Origin of the sequence: Rhodococcus sp. IEGM 1379 (assembly GCF_030056815.1) — a bacterium.
GTDB lineage: Bacteria > Actinomycetota > Actinomycetes > Mycobacteriales > Mycobacteriaceae > Rhodococcus_F.
Genome location: NZ_JASHKR010000019.1, coordinates 1 through 24,614 on the forward strand (window position 1 = coordinate 1; position 24,614 = coordinate 24,614).

Annotated in this window: 23 protein-coding genes; 10 read left to right on the forward strand and 13 right to left on the reverse strand. The window is 61.0% G+C overall.

Annotation, left to right across the window (positions count from 1 at the left end; all coding sequences use genetic code 11):
• Nucleotides 1–57 precede the first annotated feature (57 nt).
• The 4 genes from QM600_RS13250 (at nt 58) to QM600_RS13265 (ending at nt 4,080) form a co-directional block, all read left to right on the forward strand.
• Complete coding sequence (locus tag QM600_RS13250) at nt 58–567, forward strand: GtrA family protein (RefSeq protein ID WP_502942964.1); 510 nt, start codon at nt 58–60, stop codon at nt 565–567.
• A gap of 54 nt (nt 568–621) precedes the next feature.
• The gene (locus QM600_RS13255; RefSeq protein ID WP_283261921.1) at nt 622–1,560 is read left to right on the forward strand and encodes a PIN domain-containing protein; all 939 of its coding nucleotides are present in this window, start codon (nt 622–624) and stop codon (nt 1,558–1,560) included.
• A 19-nt stretch (nt 1,561–1,579) separates the two neighbouring features.
• Nucleotides 1,580–2,521, forward strand: a complete 942-nt coding sequence (locus tag QM600_RS13260) for an alpha/beta hydrolase (protein ID WP_283261922.1) — start codon at nt 1,580–1,582, stop codon at nt 2,519–2,521.
• Nucleotides 2,522–2,649: 128 nt separating this feature from the next.
• The gene (locus tag QM600_RS13265) at nt 2,650–4,080 is read left to right on the forward strand and encodes an HNH endonuclease signature motif containing protein (protein ID WP_283261923.1); all 1,431 of its coding nucleotides are present in this window, start codon (nt 2,650–2,652) and stop codon (nt 4,078–4,080) included.
• A gap of 1 nt (nt 4,081) precedes the next feature.
• On the opposite strand, the gene QM600_RS13270 is transcribed toward QM600_RS13265, so the two are convergent.
• The 3 genes from QM600_RS13270 to rfbA all read right to left on the reverse strand — a co-directional run bounded on the left by QM600_RS13270 (nt 4,082) and on the right by rfbA (nt 6,816).
• Complete coding sequence (locus tag QM600_RS13270; protein WP_283261924.1) at nt 4,082–5,233, reverse strand: S1C family serine protease; 1,152 nt, start codon at nt 5,231–5,233, stop codon at nt 4,082–4,084.
• A gap of 100 nt (nt 5,234–5,333) precedes the next feature.
• Entirely contained in the window at nt 5,334–5,939 is a 606-nt protein-coding gene (locus QM600_RS13275) for a dTDP-4-dehydrorhamnose 3,5-epimerase family protein (protein ID WP_283261925.1), read from the reverse strand.
• Between the two features lies 1 nt (nt 5,940).
• Complete coding sequence (gene rfbA, locus QM600_RS13280) at nt 5,941–6,816, reverse strand: glucose-1-phosphate thymidylyltransferase RfbA (RefSeq protein ID WP_283262009.1); 876 nt, start codon at nt 6,814–6,816, stop codon at nt 5,941–5,943.
• A 111-nt stretch (nt 6,817–6,927) separates the two neighbouring features.
• On the opposite strand from rfbA, the gene rfbB reads away from it, so the two are divergent.
• Nucleotides 6,928–7,932 carry a dTDP-glucose 4,6-dehydratase gene (rfbB, locus tag QM600_RS13285; RefSeq protein ID WP_283262010.1) on the forward strand — a complete coding sequence of 335 codons (1,005 nt, stop codon included), beginning with the start codon at nt 6,928–6,930 and terminating at the stop codon, nt 7,930–7,932.
• Nucleotides 7,933–7,936: 4 nt separating this feature from the next.
• Here rfbB and QM600_RS13290 read toward each other — a convergent pair whose 3' ends face one another.
• Together QM600_RS13290 and QM600_RS13295 are read right to left on the reverse strand one after the other, a co-directional pair.
• A complete protein-coding gene (locus tag QM600_RS13290) occupies nt 7,937–8,890 on the reverse strand; it encodes a lysylphosphatidylglycerol synthase transmembrane domain-containing protein (RefSeq protein ID WP_349307259.1) in 954 nt (317 codons plus the stop codon).
• Between the two features lie 173 nt (nt 8,891–9,063).
• Nucleotides 9,064–9,780, reverse strand: a complete 717-nt coding sequence (locus tag QM600_RS13295) for a DapH/DapD/GlmU-related protein (protein ID WP_283261927.1) — start codon at nt 9,778–9,780, stop codon at nt 9,064–9,066.
• Nucleotides 9,781–9,888: 108 nt separating this feature from the next.
• Between QM600_RS13295 and QM600_RS13300 the strand changes: the two genes are divergently transcribed.
• Nucleotides 9,889–10,989 carry a DegT/DnrJ/EryC1/StrS family aminotransferase gene (locus QM600_RS13300; RefSeq protein ID WP_283261928.1) on the forward strand — a complete coding sequence of 367 codons (1,101 nt, stop codon included), beginning with the start codon at nt 9,889–9,891 and terminating at the stop codon, nt 10,987–10,989.
• A gap of 2 nt (nt 10,990–10,991) precedes the next feature.
• Nucleotides 10,992–11,972, forward strand: coding sequence for a Gfo/Idh/MocA family protein (locus tag QM600_RS13305; protein ID WP_283261929.1), 981 nt, complete (start codon nt 10,992–10,994; stop codon nt 11,970–11,972).
• Here QM600_RS13305 and QM600_RS13310 read toward each other — a convergent pair.
• Nucleotides 11,927–14,137 (reverse strand): putative glycosyltransferase family protein, encoded by a 2,211-nt coding sequence (locus tag QM600_RS13310; RefSeq protein WP_283261930.1) that lies wholly within the window; start codon nt 14,135–14,137, stop codon nt 11,927–11,929. The two genes, QM600_RS13305 and QM600_RS13310, sit on opposite strands and share 46 nt — an antisense overlap.
• A 104-nt stretch (nt 14,138–14,241) precedes the next feature.
• Here QM600_RS13310 and QM600_RS13315 point away from each other — a divergent pair, with 104 nt between their 5' ends.
• Nucleotides 14,242–15,036, forward strand: a complete 795-nt coding sequence (locus QM600_RS13315; protein WP_283261931.1) for a glycosyltransferase — start codon at nt 14,242–14,244, stop codon at nt 15,034–15,036.
• Between the two features lie 70 nt (nt 15,037–15,106).
• Nucleotides 15,107–16,972, forward strand: coding sequence for a glycosyltransferase (locus tag QM600_RS13320; protein WP_502942970.1), 1,866 nt, complete (start codon nt 15,107–15,109; stop codon nt 16,970–16,972).
• Nucleotides 16,973–16,975: 3 nt separating this feature from the next.
• Here QM600_RS13320 and QM600_RS13325 read toward each other — a convergent pair whose 3' ends face one another.
• The 6 genes from QM600_RS13325 to QM600_RS13350 form a co-directional block, all read right to left on the reverse strand.
• Nucleotides 16,976–17,803 carry a TylF/MycF/NovP-related O-methyltransferase gene (locus QM600_RS13325; RefSeq protein WP_283261933.1) on the reverse strand — a complete coding sequence of 276 codons (828 nt, stop codon included), beginning with the start codon at nt 17,801–17,803 and terminating at the stop codon, nt 16,976–16,978.
• A 45-nt stretch (nt 17,804–17,848) separates the two neighbouring features.
• The gene (rsgA, locus tag QM600_RS13330) at nt 17,849–18,907 is read right to left on the reverse strand and encodes a ribosome small subunit-dependent GTPase A (RefSeq protein WP_283261934.1); all 1,059 of its coding nucleotides are present in this window, start codon (nt 18,905–18,907) and stop codon (nt 17,849–17,851) included.
• Nucleotides 18,908–19,062: 155 nt separating this feature from the next.
• Nucleotides 19,063–19,959 (reverse strand): galactofuranosyltransferase GlfT1, encoded by an 897-nt coding sequence (gene glfT1, locus QM600_RS13335; protein WP_283261935.1) that lies wholly within the window; start codon nt 19,957–19,959, stop codon nt 19,063–19,065.
• Entirely contained in the window at nt 19,956–20,762 is an 807-nt protein-coding gene (gene wzt / locus QM600_RS13340) for a galactan export ABC transporter ATP-binding subunit Wzt/RfbE (protein ID WP_283261936.1), read from the reverse strand. The genes glfT1 and wzt overlap by 4 nt, the downstream gene beginning before the upstream one ends.
• A 9-nt stretch (nt 20,763–20,771) precedes the next feature.
• Nucleotides 20,772–21,644 (reverse strand): galactan export ABC transporter permease subunit Wzm/RfbD, encoded by an 873-nt coding sequence (wzm, locus tag QM600_RS13345; RefSeq protein ID WP_283261937.1) that lies wholly within the window; start codon nt 21,642–21,644, stop codon nt 20,772–20,774.
• A 54-nt stretch (nt 21,645–21,698) separates the two neighbouring features.
• A complete protein-coding gene (locus tag QM600_RS13350; protein ID WP_283261938.1) occupies nt 21,699–22,253 on the reverse strand; it encodes a bacterial proteasome activator family protein in 555 nt (184 codons plus the stop codon).
• A 132-nt stretch (nt 22,254–22,385) separates the two neighbouring features.
• Between QM600_RS13350 and QM600_RS13355 the strand changes: the two genes are divergently transcribed.
• Nucleotides 22,386–23,588 carry a cysteine desulfurase-like protein gene (locus tag QM600_RS13355; RefSeq protein ID WP_283261939.1) on the forward strand — a complete coding sequence of 401 codons (1,203 nt, stop codon included), beginning with the start codon at nt 22,386–22,388 and terminating at the stop codon, nt 23,586–23,588.
• 15 nt (nt 23,589–23,603) lie between these two features.
• Here the strand turns inward: QM600_RS13355 and QM600_RS13360 are convergent, their stop codons facing one another.
• Nucleotides 23,604–24,593 carry an NAD(P)H-quinone oxidoreductase gene (locus tag QM600_RS13360; RefSeq protein ID WP_283261940.1) on the reverse strand — a complete coding sequence of 330 codons (990 nt, stop codon included), beginning with the start codon at nt 24,591–24,593 and terminating at the stop codon, nt 23,604–23,606.
• Nucleotides 24,594–24,614: the final 21 nt, after the last annotated feature.

Consider the following 24,614-nt stretch of genomic DNA (forward strand, 5'->3'; position numbering starts at 1 on the left):
CGGCGTCTCTTCTGCTGTCGTGGACATCAAGGTAGAGGTTACCTGGGAGTAGTGCGGATGGCTTCGGCTCGAGTGGTTACTCTCGTCGTCGTGCCTGAAACGCCTGCGAACCACCAGCACGAACCCCATGTCCCGTTGCCGGTGGAGATACCCGTCACGACGGACCTCGCCGATGACGCACTTGACCTGAAAACGCAGATCATCCGGTTCCTTGTCACCGGTGGGCTATCGGCGATCGTGGACTTCGGGCTGTACGTCTTCCTGTTCACAGTGGTCGGACTCGATTTGAGTGTGGCGAAGGCGATCAGTTTTGTCGTCGGAACTACGACGGCCTATCTGATCAACCGGCGGTGGACGTTCAAGGCCGAGCCTTCGCGTGCCCGATTCGTGGCTGTTGTAGCGCTGTACGGCGTGACTTTCGGGATCCAGGTCGGGCTCAATGCCGCGATGAACCACATTTTCGACGACCAGTGGTGGCGTCTGCCCTTGGCCTTCGTCATTGCGCAGGGCACCGCGACGGTCATCAACTTCGTTGTTCAGCGGACTGTGATCTTTAAAATCAAGTAACGGTTCGGGGTGAATTAGCGTATTCGTCCGGTTCCTCGAGAGAGAATCGAGACCATGATCATCGTCCTCGATTCCTCCGCCCTGTCTCGGGGTGCGCGGTTCGACAATTCCATTGCCGACGCCAAGGCCCGCGGACTCCGCGTAGTCGTACCCCACCTGGTAGTTCTCGACGTAGCCAACCGCTACCGCGCGGAATCCGCAGAGATGATCGCCGCGCTGAGTGCGTCGGCACGGATGTACGACCGACTCGGCCTACGCCGAGACCTCACTCGATTCATCGACGCCGCCCACGACAGAGCCGACGGGTATGTCCAAGACGTTGTGGACGATCTTCGGCAGATCGGAGTCGAGGTTGTCGATCCAGTCGAGGTGTCGCACATCGAGATCGCCGAACGGGCAATCGCGATGCGCAGGCCGTACGTCGACAAGAAAAAGCGCGACGGCTATCCCGCGACACTGAACTGGCTGACAGTGCTCGATCTTGCCGACCGGAACCCGGGCGTCGAAGTGCTCTGGGTGAGTGACGATGCGCGCGCGTTCGGGGACTCCAGCGATGCATCGTGGCACGAAGATCTTGTTCACGAACTCGAATCGCGTGGACTTGCCAGTCACGTCCGGTGGGCGCAGGAGTTCCCCGCATTCGACGGGCCGGCGCAGATCGAGGAGTTTGTCGAGGCTGAAGTTGTCACGCCGGAACCGGTTGCGCCGGTGACAATTGCGACTGACGTCGTTGCGGTGGAAGTTGTCGAGGAGTTCGTCGAAGAGCGTGTGGTTGCTGTGGCGCCGGCGCCTGTTGCACGGGTTGTTGCTGCTGCACCTGCCCCTAAGCCTGTGCAGCGGGCTGCTCGGACCCGAGTCGCACCGCAGCGCATTCCACCCGCTCCGAAAGCATCGACCGGTGGTTTACGCAATCTCGGCAAGGTCATCGGCGGACGGAAAAGGAAAATGACGATCGTCGAGGATCTTGACGAAGTCGACCTCTTCGGAAGCTGATTGCTTCTAACCTCAACGGATGTCTCTGACGCCGATAGTCACTCGCCGGACCGGTATGCGGTACGGCAGGCCCAGTCTCGAATCGCAGGTTCTGTATAACGCCTGCCGCTGGATGGTTCGTCCGGTGGTGGGAGTTGCACCGCTGACGCTCGGCGCTATTCGACGTGCTTCGGTTCTGGATACTGCGGCAGGGGTGCGGATTCCGTCAGGCATTGATCGAGAAGTCGTGCGCTTCCCGGGTTTCGACGGTGAATTGGTGCGTATCGCCGGCTCGACCGCCGATATTCGTGACGGTGTTGTCCTGTACCTGCACGGCGGTGGGTTCATGTGTTGCGGCCTCAACACACATCGTCCGGTGGTTGCGAGTATTGCCAAGCGAACAGGCCTGCCGGTATTGCATCTCGCGTATCGGCAGTTGCCGACTACGTCCATCAGTGGGTCGGTCGACGATTGCCTCAGTGCCTATCGATGGCTGCTGGCGCAGGGTGCTTTGCCGAAAAAGACGGTATTCGTGGGTGATTCGGCGGGTGGATTCCTGGTGTTCGCAACGGCATTGGCGGCCGCTGCTGCCGGACTCGCAGTTCCGGCCGGGTTGGTCGGGCTGTCGCCGCTCCTCGATCTGGATTGCACCACCAAAGCTGTTCACGCCAATGCCCGACGCGATGTCATTGCTCCGGTGTCGGCCTTGGCGGCCATCGGAAAATTGGGCGGTGAGGCGTTGTCGCCCATCGACGGCGATCTCGCCAGCCTGCCGCCGTCGCTGCTGATCGCGGCCGAATCCGAAGTGCTCCGAGTCGATTCGGAACTGATGGCGAGGCGGCTTTCAGCAGCTGGAGTCGAGTGTTCGCTGCAGATTTGGAATGGTCAGATTCATGCATTTCCGGCGGTGTTGCCGAGCCTGCCGGAAAGTCGGGCAGCGCTTCGCGACGTTGCGAGATTCATCTCGATTCGCATCGCCTGAGTTTCTTGTCGGACCCCGGGTTTAGGGTTTGGAGCAAGTTCGGACCGGGGGGTTCTGTGGAAGACATACGGCCAGATGACGGGGGTCATGGCGACCTGATCGATGTGTTGGTTTGTGCTGCCGAGGAAATGGCGCAATGTCCTGTTTCTGCGCTCACGGAGGATGCAGTTCTCGAGTCTCTACGACGGTTAGAGAGAGTCGTTCGGTTTCTGGATGCCAGTGCATACCAGCTTATTTCGGAATGCCTGAGCCGGAGTCTGCACGTCCGTCACGGACTGCGCTCACCCCATCAGCTGCTCATCCAGGCGCTGAGAATTTCCGCGACTGACGCGTCGCGGCGAGTGCGGGCGGCAAAGTCTGTGGTGCAGCGGGTTTCACCCCTGGGGGAGCCACTTCCGGCGGTACTGGCAGAAACGGGAGAAGGAGTGCGGGACGGCGATATCGGGCGTGACCATATTTCGTCCATTGCTGACGTAATGCACAAGGTTCCGAACGCCGTCGACTTCGAAGACCGCCAGAGCCTCGAGATGATCCTGGCCGAGTATGCGCGAACCGGGACTCCCGAGGGAGTCACTGCTGCTGGGGTCGAGGCACTGGCGTGGCTCAATCCCGATGGTGCCTTGACCGACGACAGAGATCGTCGGCGCCGACGGTATCTCAACGTCCGGCACCAAGATGTGGATCTGATGTCGCGCATCTCTGGCGAACTGGATCCGGTGGCGCGTGCACAACTCGATGTGGTGCTGGCCAAGTGGGCGAGGCCCGGCATGAACAACCCGGACGATCCGGAATCGCCGACCGGAGACAGTAGTGAAGTGCGCGAGTCCGACATCGTTGCGGCTGCAGCACGAGACGCCCGCTCCGCAGGTCAACGGAACCACGACGCGTTTTCGGCACTACTCAAATGTGTGCTCGAGGACGGCGTATTGGGCAAGCACCGGGGCCTCCCGGCAACCGTGATCATCACAATGACGTTGGCGCAGTTAGAAGAATCGATCGGTGGTGTGGCAACCACCGCGACCGGCGGTATTCTTCCCATTCACGAGGCGCTGGCGATGTCTGAAAAAGCGCACCCGGTGCTGGTCCTCTTCGATCACAACGGCCGACCACTACATTTCGGTAGAGGAAAACGGTTGGCCACCGTCGACCAGAGATTGGCTCTCATCGCTGCAGATCGGGGGTGCACCAGACCGGATTGTGATGCGCCGCCATCGCGATGCGCCGTGCACCACATGACCGAATGGAATGACAAAGGGCACACCGATATCGATAACCTCACACTTGCTTGCGACAGTTGTCATGGTTCGGTGAAGAAGGGCCGCGACGGCTGGAAAACCAATCCTCGGACCGGCGATGACGCCTATGCCGGCAGAACCGAGTGGACTCCGCCCGCGCACATCGATCCGGAACGACGCCCGCGGGTCAACTTTCGGCACCATCCGCGCGAGCTGCTGGATCGTGCCTACGCAATTATCCGGCGTCGCAATCACACTCAGCGCCGCGAGAAAGAGGGTCGGCAGCATCCATCCGGTGACGACGCAGATCCCGGAGCGACCTGAACTACCGCGGCGGGCCCTCGTCCAGGACGAGGGAACCGGCGGCCGGCTGACCCTGTGCGTCGATCCACTTCACATCGATGGCGTCTCCGGGTTTTCGTGAGCTCATTGCCGAGTTGAGATCTGCGGACGTAGTAATGGGGGTGCCGCCGAATTCGGTGATTACGGTGCCCTTGGTGAGGCCTGCCTTCTCGGCGGGTGAATCAAAGCTCACAGCAACAACTTCCGCTCCGGGCGGGGCGTCGCGGTGATCCTTGACAGCTACGCCGAGAATTGGTGTCGGGCCGACACGAACCGTCTCGGAGGAGAGTCCACTGAGTACTTGGTCGACAACAGGAAGGGCGGTGTCAATTGGTATGGCATACGACTGTGGGGCGGGCGAGGTTTCGGTTCGATCAGCGATGGCATTGCCGGCGCTGCTGATGCCGATCAATTCGCCGGCGGCGTTCACCAGAGGGCCGCCGGAATCGCCGGGCCTGATGTCGGCGTCCACTTCGATGAGGCCCTTCAACTGGTTTCGTGATCCGTCCGTCGAATTGCGGGTATTGACGGTGACGCCCAGATTGGTGATGACTCCGGGCGCGGGCAGTGGAACCCCTTCGCCTTCAGCGTTTCCGATGGCGGTGACCGGATCGCCTCGCGTGGCGTTTTCGGCCGTGCCCACAGTCGCGCTGGGCAGATTGGATGCGCCGGCCAGTCGAAGCACCGCGAGATCTTGGCCGCTGTCGTAGCCGAGTACTTCGACGTCGTAGACCAGGCCGGTGGACATACTTGTCGCGGTTATCTCGGAACCTCCGCTGATGACGTGATGGTTGGTTACCACCACCCCGTCAGGAGAGAGAACGATGCCAGTTCCGGCGGTGGTTGTGAATCCTGCGGACGAAGTGATGGTTACGATGCTCGGGATTACGCGTGCCGCGAGTTCTTCGGGTGTGAGAGAGACGATGGGTGACGGCGGGGCGGTGGTGATGACCGTGACGGGCGCAGATTCTGTGGTGCCGGGATACGTTCCGGGAGTCAGTGGCGGAGCGGCCAGTGCCAGCCCACCCAATCCGAGTATGAGGAGTGCGGCGACCCAGAGACTGCGGCGTCGTCTGCTGTGTTGTTGACCGCTGTGTTGTTGACCGCTGCGGCGTTCGCTCCCCTGTGTCCCCATGCTCACTGGTGTACCCATACTCCCCTGTGTGCCCATGATCCCCGGTATACTCAGGTTCCCGCACATACCCCGCGGATCGTTCGATTTCGAAATGTGAAGATTACCGACTCGAGGGGGACGGGACTGTAGAACGAGGCAACAATCCTTGGGTTCGAAGCGCGTGGAGTGACGGTGCTGCCGCATCTTTTGTCGAGAGTTCGTAAGTCAGGGGGTTGCCCGCGCGGTCCGTCGTCGGCCAGGTGATGTTGAGTTCCGGGTCGAAGGGATCGAGGTCGCGGTCGAACTCGGGGGAGTATTCGATGCTGCAGAGGTACATGACGGTCGATCCGTCTTCGAGAGACAAGATCGCATGTCCGAGTCCTTCGGACAGGTAGACAGCTTTGCGGTCGACGTCGTCGATCAGTACCGAATCCCATTCGCCGAAGGTCGGAGACCCGACGCGTAAATCGACGACGACGTCGAGGAATGCTCCTTTGACGCAGGTGACGTATTTAGCCTGCCCGGGTGGGTTGTCGGTGAAATGGATTCCGCGCAGGCTGCCGGCTGCGGAAACGGAGCAATTGGCTTGTGCCAGTTCGAGGGTTCGGCCGGTTACAGCGGTGAAGGCGGAGCTTTTGAACCATTCGAGGAAGACGCCGCGGTTGTCGCCGAACTGTTTGGGCGTGATTTCCCAGGCTCCGGCGATTTTCAGTGCACGGATATCCATGTCACCATTCCTTGCCGTGTTCAAGTAGTGCGAGGAGGTAGTCGCCGTAGCCGGATTTTCCCAATGTTTCTGCTTGGGAACGTAATTGGTCGGAAGTAATGAATCCTCGTCGCCAGGCAACTTCCTCGGGTGACCCGATCTTGAGGCCTTGGCGGTGCTCGATCGTTCGCACGTAGTTTGCGGCTTCGAGGAGAGAATCGGGTGTTCCGGTGTCGAGCCAGGCAGTTCCGCGAGGCAGGATGTCGACTTGTAATCGGCCCGCCTCGAGGTAGTGGCGGTTGACGTCGGAAATTTCGAATTCGCCTCGGGCGGAAGGCTTCAGGTTCCGGGCAATTTCGACGACGTCGCTGTCGTAGAAGTACAGGCCGGGAATTGCGTAATTGGATTTCGGTAATTCAGGCTTTTCTTCGATGGAGATCGCGCGGCCGGTGTTGTCGAACTCGATGACACCGTATGCGGTGGGGTCGGAGACCCAGTACGCGAACACGGCCCCTCCGTCGACGTCGGAGAATCGTTTGAGCTGGGTTCCGAGGCCGGGTCCGTAGAATATGTTGTCGCCCAAGACAAGTGCGACGGATTCTGATCCGATGTGTTCGGCGCCGAGAACGAAAGCTGTTGCGAGTCCGTTCGGTTCATCCTGGACGGCATACGTCAGATTGACGCCGAATTGTGATCCGTCGCCGAGTAGGCGCTGGAACTGCTCGGCATCGTGGGGGGTGGTGATAATGAGGATGTCGCGAATGTTTGCGAGCATCAAAGTGGAGAGCGGGTAGTAGATCATCGGTTTGTCGTAAATCGGGAGCATCTGTTTGCTCACTCCGAGAGTGATCGGGTGCAGGCGAGAGCCTGTGCCACCGGCCAGAATGATTCCACGCATACGTGCAGTGTCCTGCACTCTTGCGTGCTGATGCAAACGGGTCGGACCGAATGGGTCAGACATTCGTCAACGGTAAAGTTTGCGGTGTTCGACAAGCCTGAGGAGATGGACGTGCGACTACTGGTCACCGGAGGTGCCGGGTTTATCGGCGCTAATTTTGTTCATCAGACGGTGGCTTCGCGTCCGGATGTCGAGATAACGGTTCTCGATGCCCTCACCTATGCCGGCAATCGTCAGTCTCTCGTGGGTGTCGAGGACCGCATCAACTTCGTTCATGGTGACGTGGCTGATCAACCCTTGGTCAACGAGTTGGTATCGCGGTCCGATGCGGTGGTGCATTTTGCGGCTGAGAGCCACAATGACAATTCGTTGAGCGATCCGGAGCCTTTTCTGCGGACCAACGTGATGGGTACGTTCGCGTTGCTCCAAGCGGTCCGTGAGCACTCGGTCCGGTACCACCACATTTCCACGGACGAGGTGTACGGCGATCTCGAGTTGGAGGATCCGTCGCGATTCACGGAGTCCACGCCGTACAACCCGTCGAGCCCGTATTCAGCGTCGAAGGCGTCGAGCGATTTGTTCGTTCGCGCCTGGGTGCGTTCTTTCGGGATCAACGCGACCATTTCGAACTGCTCGAACAATTACGGCCCGTACCAGCACGTGGAGAAGTTCATTCCGCGTCAGATCACGAATTTGATCGATGGTGTCCGCCCCCGGTTGTACGGCGAGGGTAAGAACGTGCGGGACTGGATCCATGTCGAAGACCACAACCGAGCCGTGTGGGACATCTTGGATCGTGGGAAGTCGGGCGAGACCTACTTGATCGGGGCAGACGGGGAGACCGACAACCGGACGGTCATTGCCGCTCTGCTCGAGATTTTCGGACGCAAGCCGGATGACTTCGACTTCGTCAGTGACCGCCCCGGCCACGATCTGCGGTACGCGATCGACCCGACGCGTATCCGGACGGAATTGGGTTGGCAACCCCACTACCGGGACTTCCGCAGTGGATTGGAAGCCACTACCGAGTGGTATCGGGACAATGAAGAGTGGTGGCGTCCGCAGAAGGCTGCGACCGAGGCCGGCTATTCAGCTTCGGAAACGGTCACCGACTAGCTGCTCAGGACTTGCTTGGATCGGGTACGCGGGAATGTTCGTGCACGAGGGCGTTCCGAAGAACTCGTGAACCGGCCAGTGCCGCTACTGCGCCTGCAAATACTTCGCAGAGGGTGAAGAGCAGCCTCGACGCCAGCGCGAGGCCGAGGGCGACGCCGGCATCCATGAAGGGCGACAGCGCTGCGACGATGACGGCTTCGCGGACGCCGATTCCGGATGGGACGACAAATACGAGGACACCCGCGCACATGCCGAGGGCGAGAGCGCCGATGCATTGGACGAGTCCGCGAATTTCGAAGCCGGCTGAACTCGACGCGAGTAGCCACAGTTGGATGCCGTAAAGCACCCAACTTGCTGCGCACCAGCCCAAGGCCAAGGCGATCTTGTGCATTGTCAGCGGCTTCTGGAGGGGTTCGCGACGCAGTAGTCGTAGTGCGAGGTTGACCAACCGAGTGAGCACCGGTGGGTAGGCGCAGAACAGCGCAATCGGTACCAGGATTATGACGCCGATGGCCGCTACCGTGCTGACCTCGAACAGAGCCGGTAAGCCGAACAATCCGACAACCAGTGCGGATGTGGTGCTCAATCCCACTGTGACCAGTACTGCGACAAATCCTGCCGCGCGGGAGACACCCGCGCGGCGTACCAGTTCGGTTTGAAGCACAAAGGCCCAGACACTGCCGGGAAGGTATTTACCCAGTTGGCCGACCAGATAACAGCGGGCGGCGTCGAAGGCAGGGATGGGTTGTTCGAGGGCGCCGAGTGCGTGTTGCCAGGACCGCACCGCGGCGCCCATGCCGAGGAAGATGAACAGCGAAGACGCGGCCAGTGTCCACCAGTTCAGTTCGGTGATCGTGCTCTTGACCTCGGACCATTGGGATTTCACGGCGAAGATGATCGCGATGATTATCCCAAGGGTGACGAGGACTTTGAATCCGTTGGCGAGGAGGCCGCGCAGAGCGTTCGGCTTGGCATCTGCGTCGTGTGCCTCGGCGCCCGCTTCGTTCGGCAAGGTGACTGCGTCGTCTGGCTTCTCGGGAAGGTCAGATTCGGGGAGGTTATTACTCACGTGCTTACAACTTCCCGCCCGTACGTCATTATGCAGACGATACCAACCGCCGCCGCCGATCCTTACGAGACCAGTGGCTTGTCTGCCCGTTCTCGCCACCAGGTGAAGGCTTCCTGCAGAGATGCCGGAATTGTCGACAGTCCCTCAAAGGTTCCGGCAGCGTAGATGGCGGCGACCGCAGAGATGTCTTCCTCGGAGATACCCGAGCGACTCATTCCGATCCGGTTGACGCCCTGCAGTGACACCGGATTGCCGAACGCCTTGGAGAAGGGCGGAACATCTTTGACCACGACTGTTCCCATACCGATCATGGACCCGGAGCCGATGACGCGTCGCTGGTGGGCGACGGTATGCATACCCAGGTTGACACCGTCTCCGACGCTGACGTGCCCGGCGAGCGTCGTTCCGGACGAGACGACGCATCGGTTACCGACCTGCACGTCGTGTTCGATTCCGACGCGGTTCATCAGGAAGCATTCGTCGCCGATTTCGGTGCGTCGTTCGCTGCCTTGATGAACAGTGCTCAGTTCACGGATTGTGGTTCGGGCACCGATCCGGATTCCCAGGCCGGCGCTGACGGACCATGAGATGGGGTGCAGGGCTCCGAGGATTTCCGGGGGCGCTCCCAGTACTACACCCGCGCCGATCCAGCAGTCGTCGCCGATTTCGAGTGGGCCGGTCAGAACCGCATTCGGACCGATCGTGACACTGGTCCCGATTGAGACATCCGCACCTATCAGGGCGGTGGGGTGGATCTGGCAGTTCTTTCCGATAGGCATGTTGTTCGGGAATCCTCTCGCGGGGCTTTCGACGGCTTCGTTACCCTCAGTTGAATTGATACGGGAACTGTCGGTTCTCGATGCTTGCAACCTATCGGAGGTAACTCAGTGATCGCGATATCCAGTATCTCGTTCGGAGAAGACGTCGAGCGCGAGGTGCTGGACACTCTGCGGTCCGGGATTGTCGCGCAGGGACCCAAGGTGAAGCGACTCGAGGACGAGTTCGCCGCTTTGGTGGGGACCGAGCACGCGGTGGCGGTGAACAACGGAACCACGGCTCTGATCGCTGCGCTCCAGGTGCAGGACTTGCAGCCGGGCGATGAGGTTCTGACAACTCCGTTCACATTTGTCGCGACTTTGAATGCGATTCTGGAGGCCGGGGCGACGGCTAGGTTCGCCGATATCACCGAGGCTGATTTCAATCTTGATGCGGCGGCGGCAGCTGCGCGGATCAATGATCGTACGAAGGTTCTGATGCCGGTGCATCTGTACGGTCAGGCCGCCGATATGGGCGCGTTGATGCCGTTGGCGGGCGAACATGGACTGTCTGTCGTCGAGGACGCTGCGCAGGCGCACGGTGCCACGTTCGACGGTCAGGGTGCCGGCAGTTTCGGGTTGGGATGTTTTTCGTTCTACGCGACGAAGAATCTTACGACCGCCGAGGGCGGGATGATCACGACCAACGATGCTGTGACCGCCGATCGACTTCGGGTACTTCGTAACCAGGGTATGCGGGCGCGTTACCAGTACGAGATGGTCGGCCAGAACTATCGGATGACGGACCTGCAGGCGAGTTTGGCTCTGCCGCAGATGGGTTCGTATATGCAGCAGGTCGAATCGCGTCGACGCAATGCGGAAGCTCTTCGCGCTGGTTTGAAAGACATTGCCGGACTGATTCTTCCGAGTGAACTGGCCGGACGAGGTCACGTGTGGCACCAGTTCACGCTGTTGCTGGCGGAGGATGCGCCCATCACGCGAGATCAGTTGAGTGAGCGTCTTGCCGCCAAGGACATCGGTAGCGGAATCTACTATCCGAAGGCGGTGTACGACTACGAGTGCTACCGGGAACATCCGCGGGTAATCATTGAGGAAACGCCGGTTGCCACGTCGGTAGCGGCGCGATGCCTGAGCATTCCGGTCCATGCAGCGTTGTCCGCAAGTGATGTCGATCAGATCGTTGCCGCAGTTCGCGGCGCTATGGAGGCCTGAAAATGTCTGTGAGCAAGCCACGTATTGCACTTGTCGGCTCCGGCCAGATGGGTTCGCTGCACGCGCGCGTCATCGCGCAATCGGCATTGTGCGAGTTGGATCTGCTGATCGAGCCGCGTGAGGAGCAGGGCAAAGCCGTTGCCGAGCGGTTCAATACGCGCTGGGCTGCAGATTTCGACGACCTCGACGGTATCGATGCCGTGGTGATCGCCGCTGCGACTCCCGCGCACTACGAATTGGCCGGTCGGGTACTCGATCTGGGCAAGCCGGTTCTGGTGGAGAAGCCGCTGGCTGCGACGTACGAGCAGAGCGTTGATCTGGTGGAGCGTTCCCAGGCATCGGGTGTTCCGCTGATGTGTGGTCTGCTCGAGCGCTTCAACCCGGCCGTTCGCACGGCGCGGGAGTTCTCCGGTGATGTGTGGCAGGTCAACGGCATTCGTCATTCCCCGTTCGTATCGCGTATTCCGACGGGCGTTGCGACGGACCTGTTGATTCACGATATCGACTTGGCGATCGGCTTTGTGGGTTCCGAACCGAGTTTGGCGAAGGGGGAGTTCGGTTACTTCCATCCGACGTCTGTGCAGAACCGTTCGGAGGATTGCGCGGATACCGTTCTGCGATTCAATTCTGGTGCGGTTGCCACGATTTCGGCCAGCCGGATCAGCCATCGCAAGATTCGTCAGTTGTCGCTGCTCGAGGCTGATCGACTGATCGAGATCGATCTGCTTCGTCGAGGCATCACGATCTACCGTCACATCGACGACAACATGCCTACCGATCGGGACGGCTACCAGCAGCAGACGGTCATCGAGATTCCGACGATCCGCTACAGCGATGAGCCCCTCGCGGCGCAGCTGACGCACTTCCTCGGATTAGTGCAGGGCACGGGTGACGCCGATGGTGAGCGGGCTTCGATTCTGCCCGCTCACCGTGCGGTTCACGAGGTTACGGAGTCTGCACTCGCAGCTGCAGTTTCTTCTTGATCAGCGCGCCGGTGTCGGTATGCCCAGACGCCTTGGGACAAGGCTACGAGCAACCCGACGCCGGCGACGGTCCATCCGAATGAGCTTCCGGGGGGACTGAATTCGATGGTGAGGGTGGAGCCGTCGGCGGCGCTCGGCGGTAGGTTCACCTGTAGTAATCCACCGGGGCTGGCTTGGGTTTCCACTGTTTCTCCGTCGACGGTGGCGCTCCATCCGGGCCACGCGAGCAGCGCGAAGGTGATGGTGCCGGATCCGGTGTACTCGACGCTTTCTCGGGTATCCGTTGCGGCGCTGTCGCTTCGGATGTCGAGTCCTTCAGTGGCTGCGGATACCCGTCCTTCGGGCCATTGGTGCCCGGCCTCGCGGTGACCGACCGTGACAAGGCGATCCGGTGCGACGGTCCAATCGCTCTCGGGGAGGGCGTCGAGTGCGTGCTTGCCGCCGTACGGTCCGGAGTTCTGAACGACGACGGTGTCGACGCGCATCGCGTCGAGCCACGACACTCCGGTTCCGGGTGATTCTGCGAGTAGTCGATCGACGGCGTCGGGGCATTTGACGCCGCCGTAGTAGTTGATGCACAACTCTTGGACGAAGTCGTTGTAGCTGATTCCGGCGTAGCTGTTGACTGCGTCGACACCGGCGGGCTGCCAGGCGTTTCCGAAGAGAAGGTCACCCCAGTGGCCGGTCGGGTTGTCGGTGGGGATGAACTCCGGGTCTGCGATCGCGAATGTGGTTCCCTGGTAGCGATCTTCGAATTTCGATTCGAGAAAGGCGACTTGCCGCGGGAATTTCCAGGGGGTCACGTTGTAGTTGCCGGTAAACCAGAAGTTGGTCTGGGCGCTGAGAACGACGATGATTCCGGCAGCGAGGACGCCGGCGAGGAATCGTGGTTTCCGGTAGGCCACGATCAGCGCGATGGCGGTCAAGGCTACGGTGATGACGAGCGATGCGAAGTGAATGCCGATGTCCTCGGGGACATTCGACCACGCGAGGTAGAACTGGAGTGCGAGTAGTCCCGCAGTGATGACGGCTCTCGGCCGGATGCGGTCACGGTGCAGACCTGCGGACAGTGCTACGGCAACAGCCACGATGACAGGTAGTTGCCCGTACTCGAGCAGGCGCGCCGGCCACCGGAACAGCCAGAGGTTGGACGGACCCAGCAGCAGTACGACGTAGATTCCGCCGAATGCGAGTAGTGAAACACTGTGGCGGCCGAGCTTTTTCAGCGAGTTCCACTGTATCCAGGGCGCAAGGGGGATCAGGAACCAAGCGAGGTACACCAGCGGAATTGTCATCGCCGGCACGCTGAATGCGGTTACGTACGGTTGGTTGGACGGACCCGACAGGTTGATCAGATCGCCGAGATCGGGGCGCAGTGACCCGTCGTTCGATATTCCTGACTGGGTACGAACGGATACACCGGTCGTGAAGAGCAGTGGTAGGTAGACGATCAGCGACATCATGATGATTGCCGTCGCGCTGACGAGCAAGGACTTGATGCTGCGCCCGCGCTTGACGGCGATGCATTCCGCGATGACCGCGACGTAGACGACCGCGACACCGACTGCTCCGTACGGATTGCCGGTAGTCATGGCGAGGTACCCGAACAGGATCGGTACTAACGGGTTCACACGTCCGAGCGCACTGGCGCGGGTAGACCACCACACGTGCGGGATCCAGGCGAACGCGATCAGTCCGGACGCCCAACTGGAGGCGTCGAAGTACAAGGTGTATCCGGCAAACGGCATTGCCAAGCCGGCGATGAATGCCATTGACCTGTTGGCGCCGTATTGCCGCGCGACGAGGTAGACGCCCACTGCAAGAATCGCCATGAATTGCATTTTGACAAGAGTGATTCCGATGGCGAGATTCGGAATGAGTGCGATGGCAACGGAATCCAGCAGGATCACGGGATTGTATGTTCCGTAGAGGGCTTCGGCGGTGACGTTTCCGCCGGCCCACAGTTCGGGAATCAGCGTCGGCCAAGAACCGGAGAGGATGCGCTCGCCGATCGTGTGCCAGCCGGGTGTGAATGCAGCAGCGCTGTCGTCCCAGTAGTAGAACCACTTGTTGGAGATCAGTGGGATCGCCGCGACGACGGACACAAGGGCGGCCAGAAGTATCGGTGGTACTACACGGTGGGCAAGCGGCAGGTCAGATTTCACTATGTGCTTTCGTCGTCGAGTAGGTGGCTGGGCCGTGGCCTGTTGCTCGGAGCGTAGTATTCCGACGAGTTCGAACTGCAGTCGGGGAAGAAGGAGATCGGTACGTGGTGACATCGCGGACGGAACCTGTTCGCGGGGAATCAGCTGCTCCGGAACTGTCGGTAATCATTCCTGCGTACAACTCGGGAGCGGTACTGGAGTCGACGGTCAAGCAGTTTGCCGAGTACTTCAGTGGCCGTCAGGTCGAGATCATCGTTGTAGAGAACGGTTCCACCGACAACACCGCAGATGTGTGCGGTGCGTTGTCGAAGGCATGGGCGTGGCCGGGTGTGACGTTCCATCCGATGAGCAGCGACAAGGGGATGGGCGCGGCCTTGCGGGCCGGAACCCTCGCCTCCCGCGGACAGCGGGTATTGCTCACCGCTGACGATCTGCCGTTCGGTTTCGGTGACATCGAAGGCGCCGACCGCGTCATGGCGGAGCTCGGATCCATTCCCCCGGCGGTCATCGGCTCGAAGGCGCATGCGCAGTCCGAGGTGGAACGTGGTCTCCTGCGTGTCGTGATGACCGGCGGATTCGCGACCCTTCGACGGGTGGTTCTGGGTACCCGGACCGGCGATCCGCAGGGAACGTTCATCGTCGACGGAACTTTGCTGCGTCGTATCGCGTCGGGACTGTCGGAACAGGGATTCCTGTTCACGACAGAACTGGACTACGCGCTCGAATTGGCGGGAATCCGTCCTGTCGAGGTACCGATTCGGTTGAGTGACGACCACCTTGCTCATGCGAGCCGTATTTCACCGAAGGACGTTCTTCAGATGGCGAAGGGCTTGGTGTCCCTTCGCCGACGTAAGGCCGAGCTTCGAGATGCGGCGACGCGAGCAGCATCTGCCGGCTGAGTAAGTCTCACTGACCAGCGCAGACACCATTTCTTCGTTGTTTCGCGATACCCTGCGGGGCGTGGATACCGTGAATGAGACCGAAAACCAGTCCAATCCTGGAGTCGAGTTGATTTCCCACCGCGCGACGTCGGATCGACTCCTCGTGCAGCGTGGGCTATTCACCGGAACGTCGCCGGTAGCCAGCGACGAGTTGTATGCCGTGACTAAGGTGGGAATGGTGACGCGGACGCGCTTCGAGTTGCGTCTTCAGCCCGGAGCCGTTGCGCATACCAACACATTCTTCGGAAGATTCCCGGCCAGCTACTGGCAGCGCTGGACCAACGTCACCGAGGTTACTGTTACCGCGCGTGTCGTGGCCGAGACCACCTGCCGCATCCAGCTCCAGGCCTCCGATATCGGCGGGCATCGGCGCATCGTGACCAATGTCGTTGCTACGGGTAGCGAGACTGTCTCTTTGACCGCGCCGCTCGACACTTTTGTCGACGGTGGTGCCCTGTGGCTGCAGTTCGAGGCTCAGGGCGGCAATGCCGTGGTCGACGAAGTCGAGTGGACGGTGGCGTCGCCAGAAACGATTCGGCCGGTGGCGATTGCCATCTGCACGTTCAATCGCGCTGATGATTGTGCGCGCACTGTTGCTGCGCTGGCTTCGGACGATCGTGTCCTGGCCTTGCTCGACGCCTTGTACGTGGTTGATCAGGGAACTGATCCGGTCGAGTCGCGTGAGCTGTTCCAGGACGTGTCGAAGAAGTTCGGTTCGCGGTTGCATTACCTGCGCCAGGCGAACCTCGGCGGAGCCGGTGGTTTCACGAGGGGCCTGTACGAGGCTTCGGAAGCCGGACCGAATGCCGATGTGATCCTGATGGACGACGACATTCTCTGTGAGCCCGAGTCGGTTCTGCGGTTGAGCGCGTTTTCGAACATGACGACGGAACCGGCGCTGATCGGCGCGCAGATGCTGTTCCTGTTCAATCCGGACTATCTGCTGGCATCGGGCGAACGCGTTGATTTGGGCACACTTCAGCGTGGTGTACCGACGGACGAGCACGGTGTCCGCAACACCAGTGTTCTCGAGAAGCTTCCGGAGCGTCGCGTCGACGCCGAATACAACGGTTGGTGGACGTGCCTGATCCCTGCCGAGGCCATTGAACGCATCGGTTTGCCGTTGCCGGTGTTTTTCCAGTGGGATGACGTCGAGTACAGCTTGCGGGCGGGCCGGGCGGGCATTCCCACCATCACGCTGCCCTCGGCTGCCGTCTGGCATGCGGACTTCTACTGGAAGGACGTCGACGGGTTCGCCCATTACTTCAGTACTCGCAACGGTTTGATTACTGCTTCACTCGACCCCGGATTTGCGCCGAAGACGTTGGCCAAGCAGTTGGCCCGCGACATTTCACATTCGATAGTCGGTTTGCAGTACGGTCTCGCGCACACACAGATTCGGGCTATCGAGGGATTCCTCGAAGGTCCCGCCGGATTGGCGGATGGTGGCCAGAAGGCGCTGGCTGCGATCAATCAGGAGCGAAAGCGGTTCCCGGAGACAGTGACTCGTCCGGCGTCCGAGTTGCCGAGCAGGTTGCCGATCCGCCGGGTGGCGCCAAGCCCGAAGCCGGGCCTGTGGACTGATCTTGTTCTCGCGAAACGTGCTGTGACACAGGCGCGTAACCAGCTCGAGCGGGGTCCTGTCGCGATCTCGTACGAGGACGCACAGTGGTGGCATGTGGGCCGGTTCGATCATGTTTTTGTCACCGATGCGTCACAGGGCGGAGTGCGTGAGCGCCGGTTCGACAGCGAGAAGGCCGCTGAGATGAGCGGCCGTCTCGCCGGCGTGATCAAGCGCTTTTATGCCGAGGCGCCGAGTGTTGCTCAGGCGTTCATCAACGAGTTCCCGCAGCTCACCAGCCGCGAGAACTGGGCCCGCCTGTACGAGAAGTGATTCTCACCGGATTGCTCTGGCAATGACCTGCTCGTTGTCGACGGTGTATCCGACGTACTCGAACGAGATGCCGGTGCGTGTGACGAATTCCGTCCACGCCCGGTACTCGTGGTGTTGCCATCCGGGGTAGTTGAAGAACTCGTCGAATACCACGATCGACCCGGGAACGAGACGGTCACCGAGCAGATCGAGCACGGTTTTGGTGGACGAGTAGAGGTCCGCGTCGAGGTGAAGGAACGCGACGGGGCCGGTTTCCTGTTCGAGGAACGACGGCAGTGTTTCTTCGAACAGTCCTGGAACAAGTTGCGCCCCTGGCACTTCGGGAATCGAGTCCTGGGCGAATTCGCCCACCGGGAATCCGGTACGCCAAGTTTCGGGTAAGCCGGAGAACACGTCGAAGCCCGCGACGGTTCCTTCGCGTTCGCGAAACTCGTCGGCGATGATCTTTAGCGTTGTTCCGCTGGCGACACCGAACTCTAGGGCCATGCCCGGAGTCTCGACCAAATTCAATGCGTGCCGCAGTGTGTCGTGCGGATGCCCGAACGTCTCGACTACACGCATGTTCTCCAGGATGAACGCCGCGCTCGACGCCGTTGCTTCCAGATCGACCGCGTAGGCGAGATCGCGGCGTTGACGAAATTCCAGCTCGTCGATCCTGGATCTGAGGCCCGCAATGTCCTTGCGGGCCTCAGCGACTTCATCGCGTGAGTGTGTCAGTGCATCGAGCACCCGATGGAAGCGGTCGTCATTGCGCTTGTCAACGTCCTCCACCACCTCGGATACTGCACGTTGAACCTTGGTCCTGGCATTGGAGCGGAACTGCTCGAACATGGCAACCTCTCGTCGGGACTGCCTCCATGGTGCCAGGACCGCCGGCTACTGTCCCCGCGCCCAGTAGCGGGCCTTCAACTGCCGCGACCGCACCTTCATCTCGCGAGTGTGTTCTGCCTGCAGGCGAGCGTTGTTGCGTGAGTCGTTCCAGGCGTTTTCTTTCTGCAGTTTGCGGTAACTTGCCAGTCTTCTTTCCTGGATCTCGCCGCACTCCACGGCATTCCGAACGGCGCAATCCGGCTCCGATGTATGTGAACAGTCGGAGAACCGGCAGATCGAGATCAGTTCTTCGATTTCGGGGAAGGTCTTGTCGATACCTTCGCCGGCGTTCCACATGCCGACTCCTCGTAGGCCTGGTGTATCGATCAGGGTCCGTCCACCGGAGAGTGGAATCAGTTCCCTCGTGACGGTGGTGTGTCGGCCTTTGCCGTCTCCTGTTCGGACGGCGCCGGTGTCGAGGGAGCTATGGCCGGGGAGTGCGTTGGCGAGGGTTGATTTGCCGGCCCCGGATGGACCGAGTATCGCCACGGTGCCGTCCAGAACTGCATTGAGTACGTCCATTCCTTCGTGAGTTTCGGCGCTGACCGCCAGGACGGTAGCGCCAGGTGCGACTACGGAGACCGCGGCGAGAGCGTCGTAAATGTTTTGAGCTGCATCAGCTTTGGTGAGTGCGACGACGGGAGTTGCGCCGCTTTCCCAGGTGAGTGCAAGTAGTCGTTCGATGCGACCCAGATCGACATCACCGTCAGCAGCAGTGGCAACGACGACTGTGTCGACATTCGCGGCGAGAAGCTGACCCTCGGATTTTCCCGAGGCGGAGGATCGAATGATACTGCTCGATCGGGGGAGTATCGAAGTGACCGTGTATGTTTCGGTCCAGTCGGTCTGGAAGCCGCCGGCAAGTGTCACCCAGTCTCCGGTGCACAGCGGTTCATTGCCGCTGACGGCGCGGGAGATTCCTGTGGCGGCGGCGATATCACATTGGCCGCGGTCGACGCGAAGGACGCGTCCGAGCTTGTCGCCGGCCGGTGTCAGTGCGTCAAATTTCTCTGAAAGTATTGTGTTCCAGCCGTATTCGGTCAGGAAAGAGCTATTTTCTGGCATGGTGAGTGTGTCCTCGAGGGCGAAGAAGTGAGTGTGTTGACGGTGTTGAAAGTGCGGAACACGACAGTCATCAGTACTCACTCCTCGTTTAACTCAGGACGCACCATGCGTCAGTGCGGAATCGTCTCAGGCAGTGATTGGTTTGCGCAACCGAATTAACTCGGACGTTCGAATCGCTCTTGTCGGCCGAGTTTGCGTAGGCGCATCCACTCGCGGAGGCCGGCGGGGTCGCGGCGAGTGATCAGGAAGTACCAGCCGAACCGAATCCATTCCTGCGGAAGCAGTTTGCGCATTCCGGGTTGGGAGAGGATGTATCCGCGGTTGCGGTAAGTGAAGTAGCGCTTCGTCTCGTTGTCCGGGTACTGGGTGTGCATCCGGCCACCGAGGATCGGCTTGAATTCGTCGGCGCCGTTTGGATGGACGTAGGCGGTCTGCAAGCAGGTGCCGAATTTCAGGCCGGACCGCACGAGGCGACGATGCACTTCCACTTCGTCGCCGCGGACGAACAGGCGGAGATCCGGGACGCCGACGGCGTCGATCGCGTCGGCAGTGAACAGCGCGCCGTTGAAGAGGGATGCGATTCCGGGCAAGAGGTCTTCGGAGCCCAGTTCGCTACGCAGACGCCGCCATTCCACGCCGCGGCGTAGTGGGAACGCGAGGCGGTCGGGGTTGTCGATGTCGCAGACGACGGGTGAGACCTCGGCGAGATTGTGCCGAATCGCGCAGTCGAGAAGGGTTTCCAGGACGTCCGGACCCTCGGGACGACCGTCGTCATCGGCGAGCCATACCCGATCTGCGCCCAGTGACAGTGCGTACAAAATGCCCAGGGCAAATCCTCCGGCACCGCCGAGGTTGTGCTTGGAACCGATGTAACTTGTGGGCAGCGCGGCATTCTCGACGAGTTCGCGAACTGCGTCTTCGTCGGCGTTGTCGATGACGACGAGGTGATCGAGCGGCCGAGACTGGGTGCTGAGAACCTTCAAGGATTCGGCCAGCAGTTCACGACGCTTGTGCGTGACGACAACCCCGATAATTTTTTCGGGCGCGCTCACGGGTTGTTCTCCCGGGCCATGTCCCGAATGACGTGGCGCACGTGGTCGGCAGCGTCGTCACCTTCGTAGGCGCGGACGACGTCTTCGATGTCGCCTTGCATGCGGATCTGGCCGTGGTCGACCCACATCGCGCTGTTGCAGAGTTGGGCCAGGAACTCGTTGGAGTGGCTCGCGAAAACCAGGATGCCGGAGCGTTCCACCAGCTTCTGCAGGCGGATGCGGGCTTTCTTCATGAATTCTGCGTCGACGGCGCCGATACCTTCGTCGAGCAGCAGGATCTCGGGATCGATGCTGGTGACGACGCCCATGGCGACGCGTACGCGCATGCCGGTGGAGTAGGTGCGCAGCGGCATCGAGAGGTATTCGCCGAGTTCGGTGAAGTCGGCGATCTCATCCATTTTTGCGAGCATCTGCTTGCGGGTCTGGCCGAGGAACAGGCCGCGGATGATGATGTTCTCGTAGCCGGAGATTTCAGGGTCCATGCCGACGCCGAGGTCGAAGACGGGGGCGACACGTCCGCGGATGCTGGCCGTTCCGCGGGTCGGTTCGTAGATGCCGGAGAGCAAGCGCAGCAGCGTGGATTTGCCAGCGCCGTTGTGGCCGACCAGTCCGATGCGGTCGCCTTCTTTCAGCGTCATCGTGATGTCGCGGAGTGCTTCGACGACGACGACGTCGGAGTCGTTGCGGCCGATGGATCCGCCGGCTTTGCCGAGGAATGCCTTCTTGAGTGAACGCGATTTGGCGTCGAAGATCGGGAAGTCGACGCACGCGTTCTGCGTGTGGATGCTGACTGGCTGACTCATGTGTTTCCTCTAGACCCAGTAGGGCACGCGTGCCCGGTACTTGCGGAGTGCCAGGATCGCGACGGCCCAGCCGACGACGGTGATGGCGATGACGATGTACCAGTGGTAGGCCTGCTGGTCTGTTCCGATAAGTGGCGCTCGGATGATCTCGAGGTAGTGGTAGAGCGGGTTGAGTTCGGCAAGCTTCACTCGTTCTGCGGCTTGTCCGGCCTGGTCCTTGAGCGACTGCGTCGTCCACATGATGGGCGTCAGCACGAACAGCAGGAGGGTGAGGCTGCCGAGGATCGGTGCGATGTCGCGGTATCGGGTGGAGAAGATGCCGAACACGATGGACACCCACAGGGCGTTGGCCACGATCAGAACGAATGCCGGTATTGCCGCAAGTGCCGTCCAGGTCAGGTTCTGCCAGATGCTGAATGCGAACAGGAGGACCACGTAGATCACGATGTTGTGCGCGAAGAACAGCACCTGACGCCACACCAGACGATAAACGTGCACGCTGAGCGCCGACGGCAGCTGTTTGATCAGGCCTTCGTTGGCGATGAAAACTTCGGAGCCCTCGAGGATGCTGGCGCTGATCAGGTTCCAGACGATCAGTCCGACGGTGACGTACGGCAGGAATTCCTTGAGCGGAATATTGAGCAGAGCGGAGTACAGGAGGCCCATTGCCGCAGCCTGGACACCGGTGGCGATGGTGATCCAGAAGGGGCCGATGACCGACCGGCGGTAACGCTGTTTGATGTCCTGCCAGCCGAGGCTCAGCCACAACTCGCGCTGCCGCAGACCATCGCGCAGGTCTTTGAAGGCGCGATGGAATGTCTGGGAGTCGGACACGGGCATGGGTTGCTCCGACGTCTCTGATTCGGTTGCGGATGCTGACACGGAGGTCGAGCCTACCGGCCTCGGCGCGGCACCGACTTTCTGTGGTGACCGTGGTTACAGATACTGGCCTGTTCCGCCCCCTTGTTGGTCCGGGTGCGTGGCGGAATGGGGGACTCCCATGCTCATGCCCGGAGGTAGTGCTCCTTGTCTCATTTGTTCGAGTTGAGCACGCGCTGCCATCTGCTGGGCGAACAGCGCGGTCTGGATGCCGTGGAAGAGACCTTCGAGCCATCCCACCAACTGGGCCTGTGCGATGCGCAGTTCGGCGTCGGACGGGATGGAGTCGTCGGTGAAGGGGAGGGTCAGGCGTTCGAGTTCTTCGCGCAACTCGGGGGCCAGCCCCTGTTCTAGTTCACGGATCGAAGATCGGTGGATTTCCTTGAGTCGGACCCGGCTGGCGTCGTCGAGCGGTGCGGCGCGCACTTCTTCGAGGAGCTGTTTGATCATGGTGCCGATCCGCATAACCTTGGCGGGTTGCTCGACCATGTCGGCGATGGATTCGCCCTCGGGGTCCTTGCCGTCCGGGGTATCGGCGCCCTGCTGATCGGTGTTTGCCTCGGTGCCATCGGGGCCGATGACAACTACCTGTTCTTCGCCTGAGTTCTCCATGTCTCCATCTTGTCGTGTCGGGCCGACAAACTACGCGTAACCCCCAATATGGTAACTAAAAAGTAACTGTAATGATGCGCATTTAGGTGTCTGCCTTCGACTAAGAAGCGCCGTGCCCCTAGAGTGTCGAGCATGGCTTACGACGTTGCCCGTGTACGGGGATTGATTCCCTCACTCGGCGACGGTTGGATCCACCTCGACCCGCAAGCGGGTATGCAGATTCCCGACGCGGTCTCGCGGACGGTGTCCACCGCATTCCGGGCGGCTGCATCGTCGTCGTCGGGTCGACACGTCTCGAACCGTCGCAGTGCGGCAATTCTCGACAGTGCGCGTTCCGCCGTTGCAGACCTTGTCGGTGGCGACCCTGCTGGGGTCGTCTTGGGTGCAGACAGAGCTGTACTGCTTGCCTGGCTGGCGGAATCTCTGAGCTCTCGGCTGGGGCTCGGTACCGGCCTGGTTCTCTCGAGGCTCGATGAGGAAGCGAACGTGGCGCCCTGGCTGCGCGTCGCCAGCCGTTACGGCGCTCAGGTGCGCTGGGCCGAGGTTGAGATCGAGACGTGCGAGCTTCCGAGTTGGCAGTTCAACGAGCTCATTACTTCGACAACCAGGCTTGTGGCGTTGACTGCTGCTTCTCCGATCGTCGGCTCGGCGCCCAACGTGCGCGCCGCCGCGGATCGACTGCACGAATTCGGCGGACTCATGGTGGTCGACGCCGTCGGCGCTGCTCCCTATGCACATTTGGATATGGCCGAGCTCGGGGCGGACATTGTCGCGGTGAGCGCGCCGTCTTGGGGTGGGCCGCAGGTCGGCGCCTTGGTGTTCCGCGATCCGGGTCTGCTGGATCGAATTCCGGCAGTGTCACTGAACCCGTACGCACGCGGTGCCGAGCGGTTGGAGGTGGGTGGACACCAGTTCGCTCTACTCTCGGGTCTCACGTCGTCGATCGACTTCCTTGCCGGCCTCGACGAATCGGCAACGGGCACTCGCCGCGAGCGTCTCGAAACGTCGATCAGCTCTCTGCAGAACTATCAGGACGGCCTTTTCGACCACCTGTTGCGTTCGCTGTCTTCGCTACCCAACGTCATGGTCATCGGCCACGCACCGACACGTGTTCCGACGCTCAGTTTCACTCTCGAGGGTATGGCTGCCGACAAGGTGGCAGCGCATCTCGCAGACAAGCGCATTGCCGTGGTGAGTGGTACGCACGGCAACTCACGACTGCTCGACGCGTTGGGTGTCAATGACGAGGGTGGCGCTGTCACGGTCGGGTTGGCGCCCTATACGACGCGGTACGAGATCAACCAGTTGGTCGCCGAACTCGGCACTCTGGGTTGATCTCGCACCGGTAAGTCAGTTCACCGTGAGAATCACTTTGCCCACAGTTTCCGGCGAATCCAGCAACTGATGAGCTAACGCTGCTTCGGTGATCGGAAGTTCGGTGGAAACGATCGGGTGAACGGCCCCGTCGGCAATCAGCGGCCACAGTTTCGCTCGGACGTCGGCGACGATCTCCGCCTTCCCTCCCGGTCCGGTGATCGGGCGACCGCGCAGGCCCGTCGATGTTATGTTTCCGCGCTTGCCCATCAGCTTGCTGATGTCTACTTCACCCGTGCGCCCGCCCTGCATTCCGATGATTACGACGTGGCCGTCCATTGCGAGGGCGTCGACGTTCCGTCCCAGGTACGACGCTCCCATGTTGTCGAGAATGACGTCGGCGCCGTGCCCGTCGGTGGCGTCGGCGAGTGCGGCGACGAAGTCCTGTTCGTGGTAGTTGATCGTGATGTCGGCGCCCAGTTCACGGCAGCGATTCAGCTTGTCCTCGGATCCGGCTGTGACGGCCACGCGGGCGCCGAGGGCTTTGCCGACCTGGATGGCGTGAGTACCGATCCCGCCCCCGCCCCCGTGTATCAAGAGGGTATGTCCGCGGCGCAGTCCGGCGCGCATGACGACGTTGGACCACACTGTGCAGGCGACTTCCGGCAAGGATGCAGCGACTCGCAGATCTACGCCCTTGGGGATCGGCAGGAGTTGCGCTGCGGGTACCGCAACTTTCTCGGCGTAGCCGCCTCCGGCGAGCAGGGCGCACACTTCGTCGCCGACGGCCCATCCGCTCACACCCTCGCCGAGTTCACTGATGACACCAGAACATTCGAGGCCTAAAAAGTTGCTCGCGCCGGGCGGCGGCGGATAGAAGCCCTGGCGTTGGAGGAGGTCGGCGCGGTTGACGGCAGTGGCGGCGACGTCGATCAGAACGTGCCCGCGAGGCACTTCGGGATCGGGTTGCTGTGCCCAGACCATGACTTCGGGACCGCCGGGCTGATCGATCGTGATGGCGTACATGGATACGACGCTATCGAATCT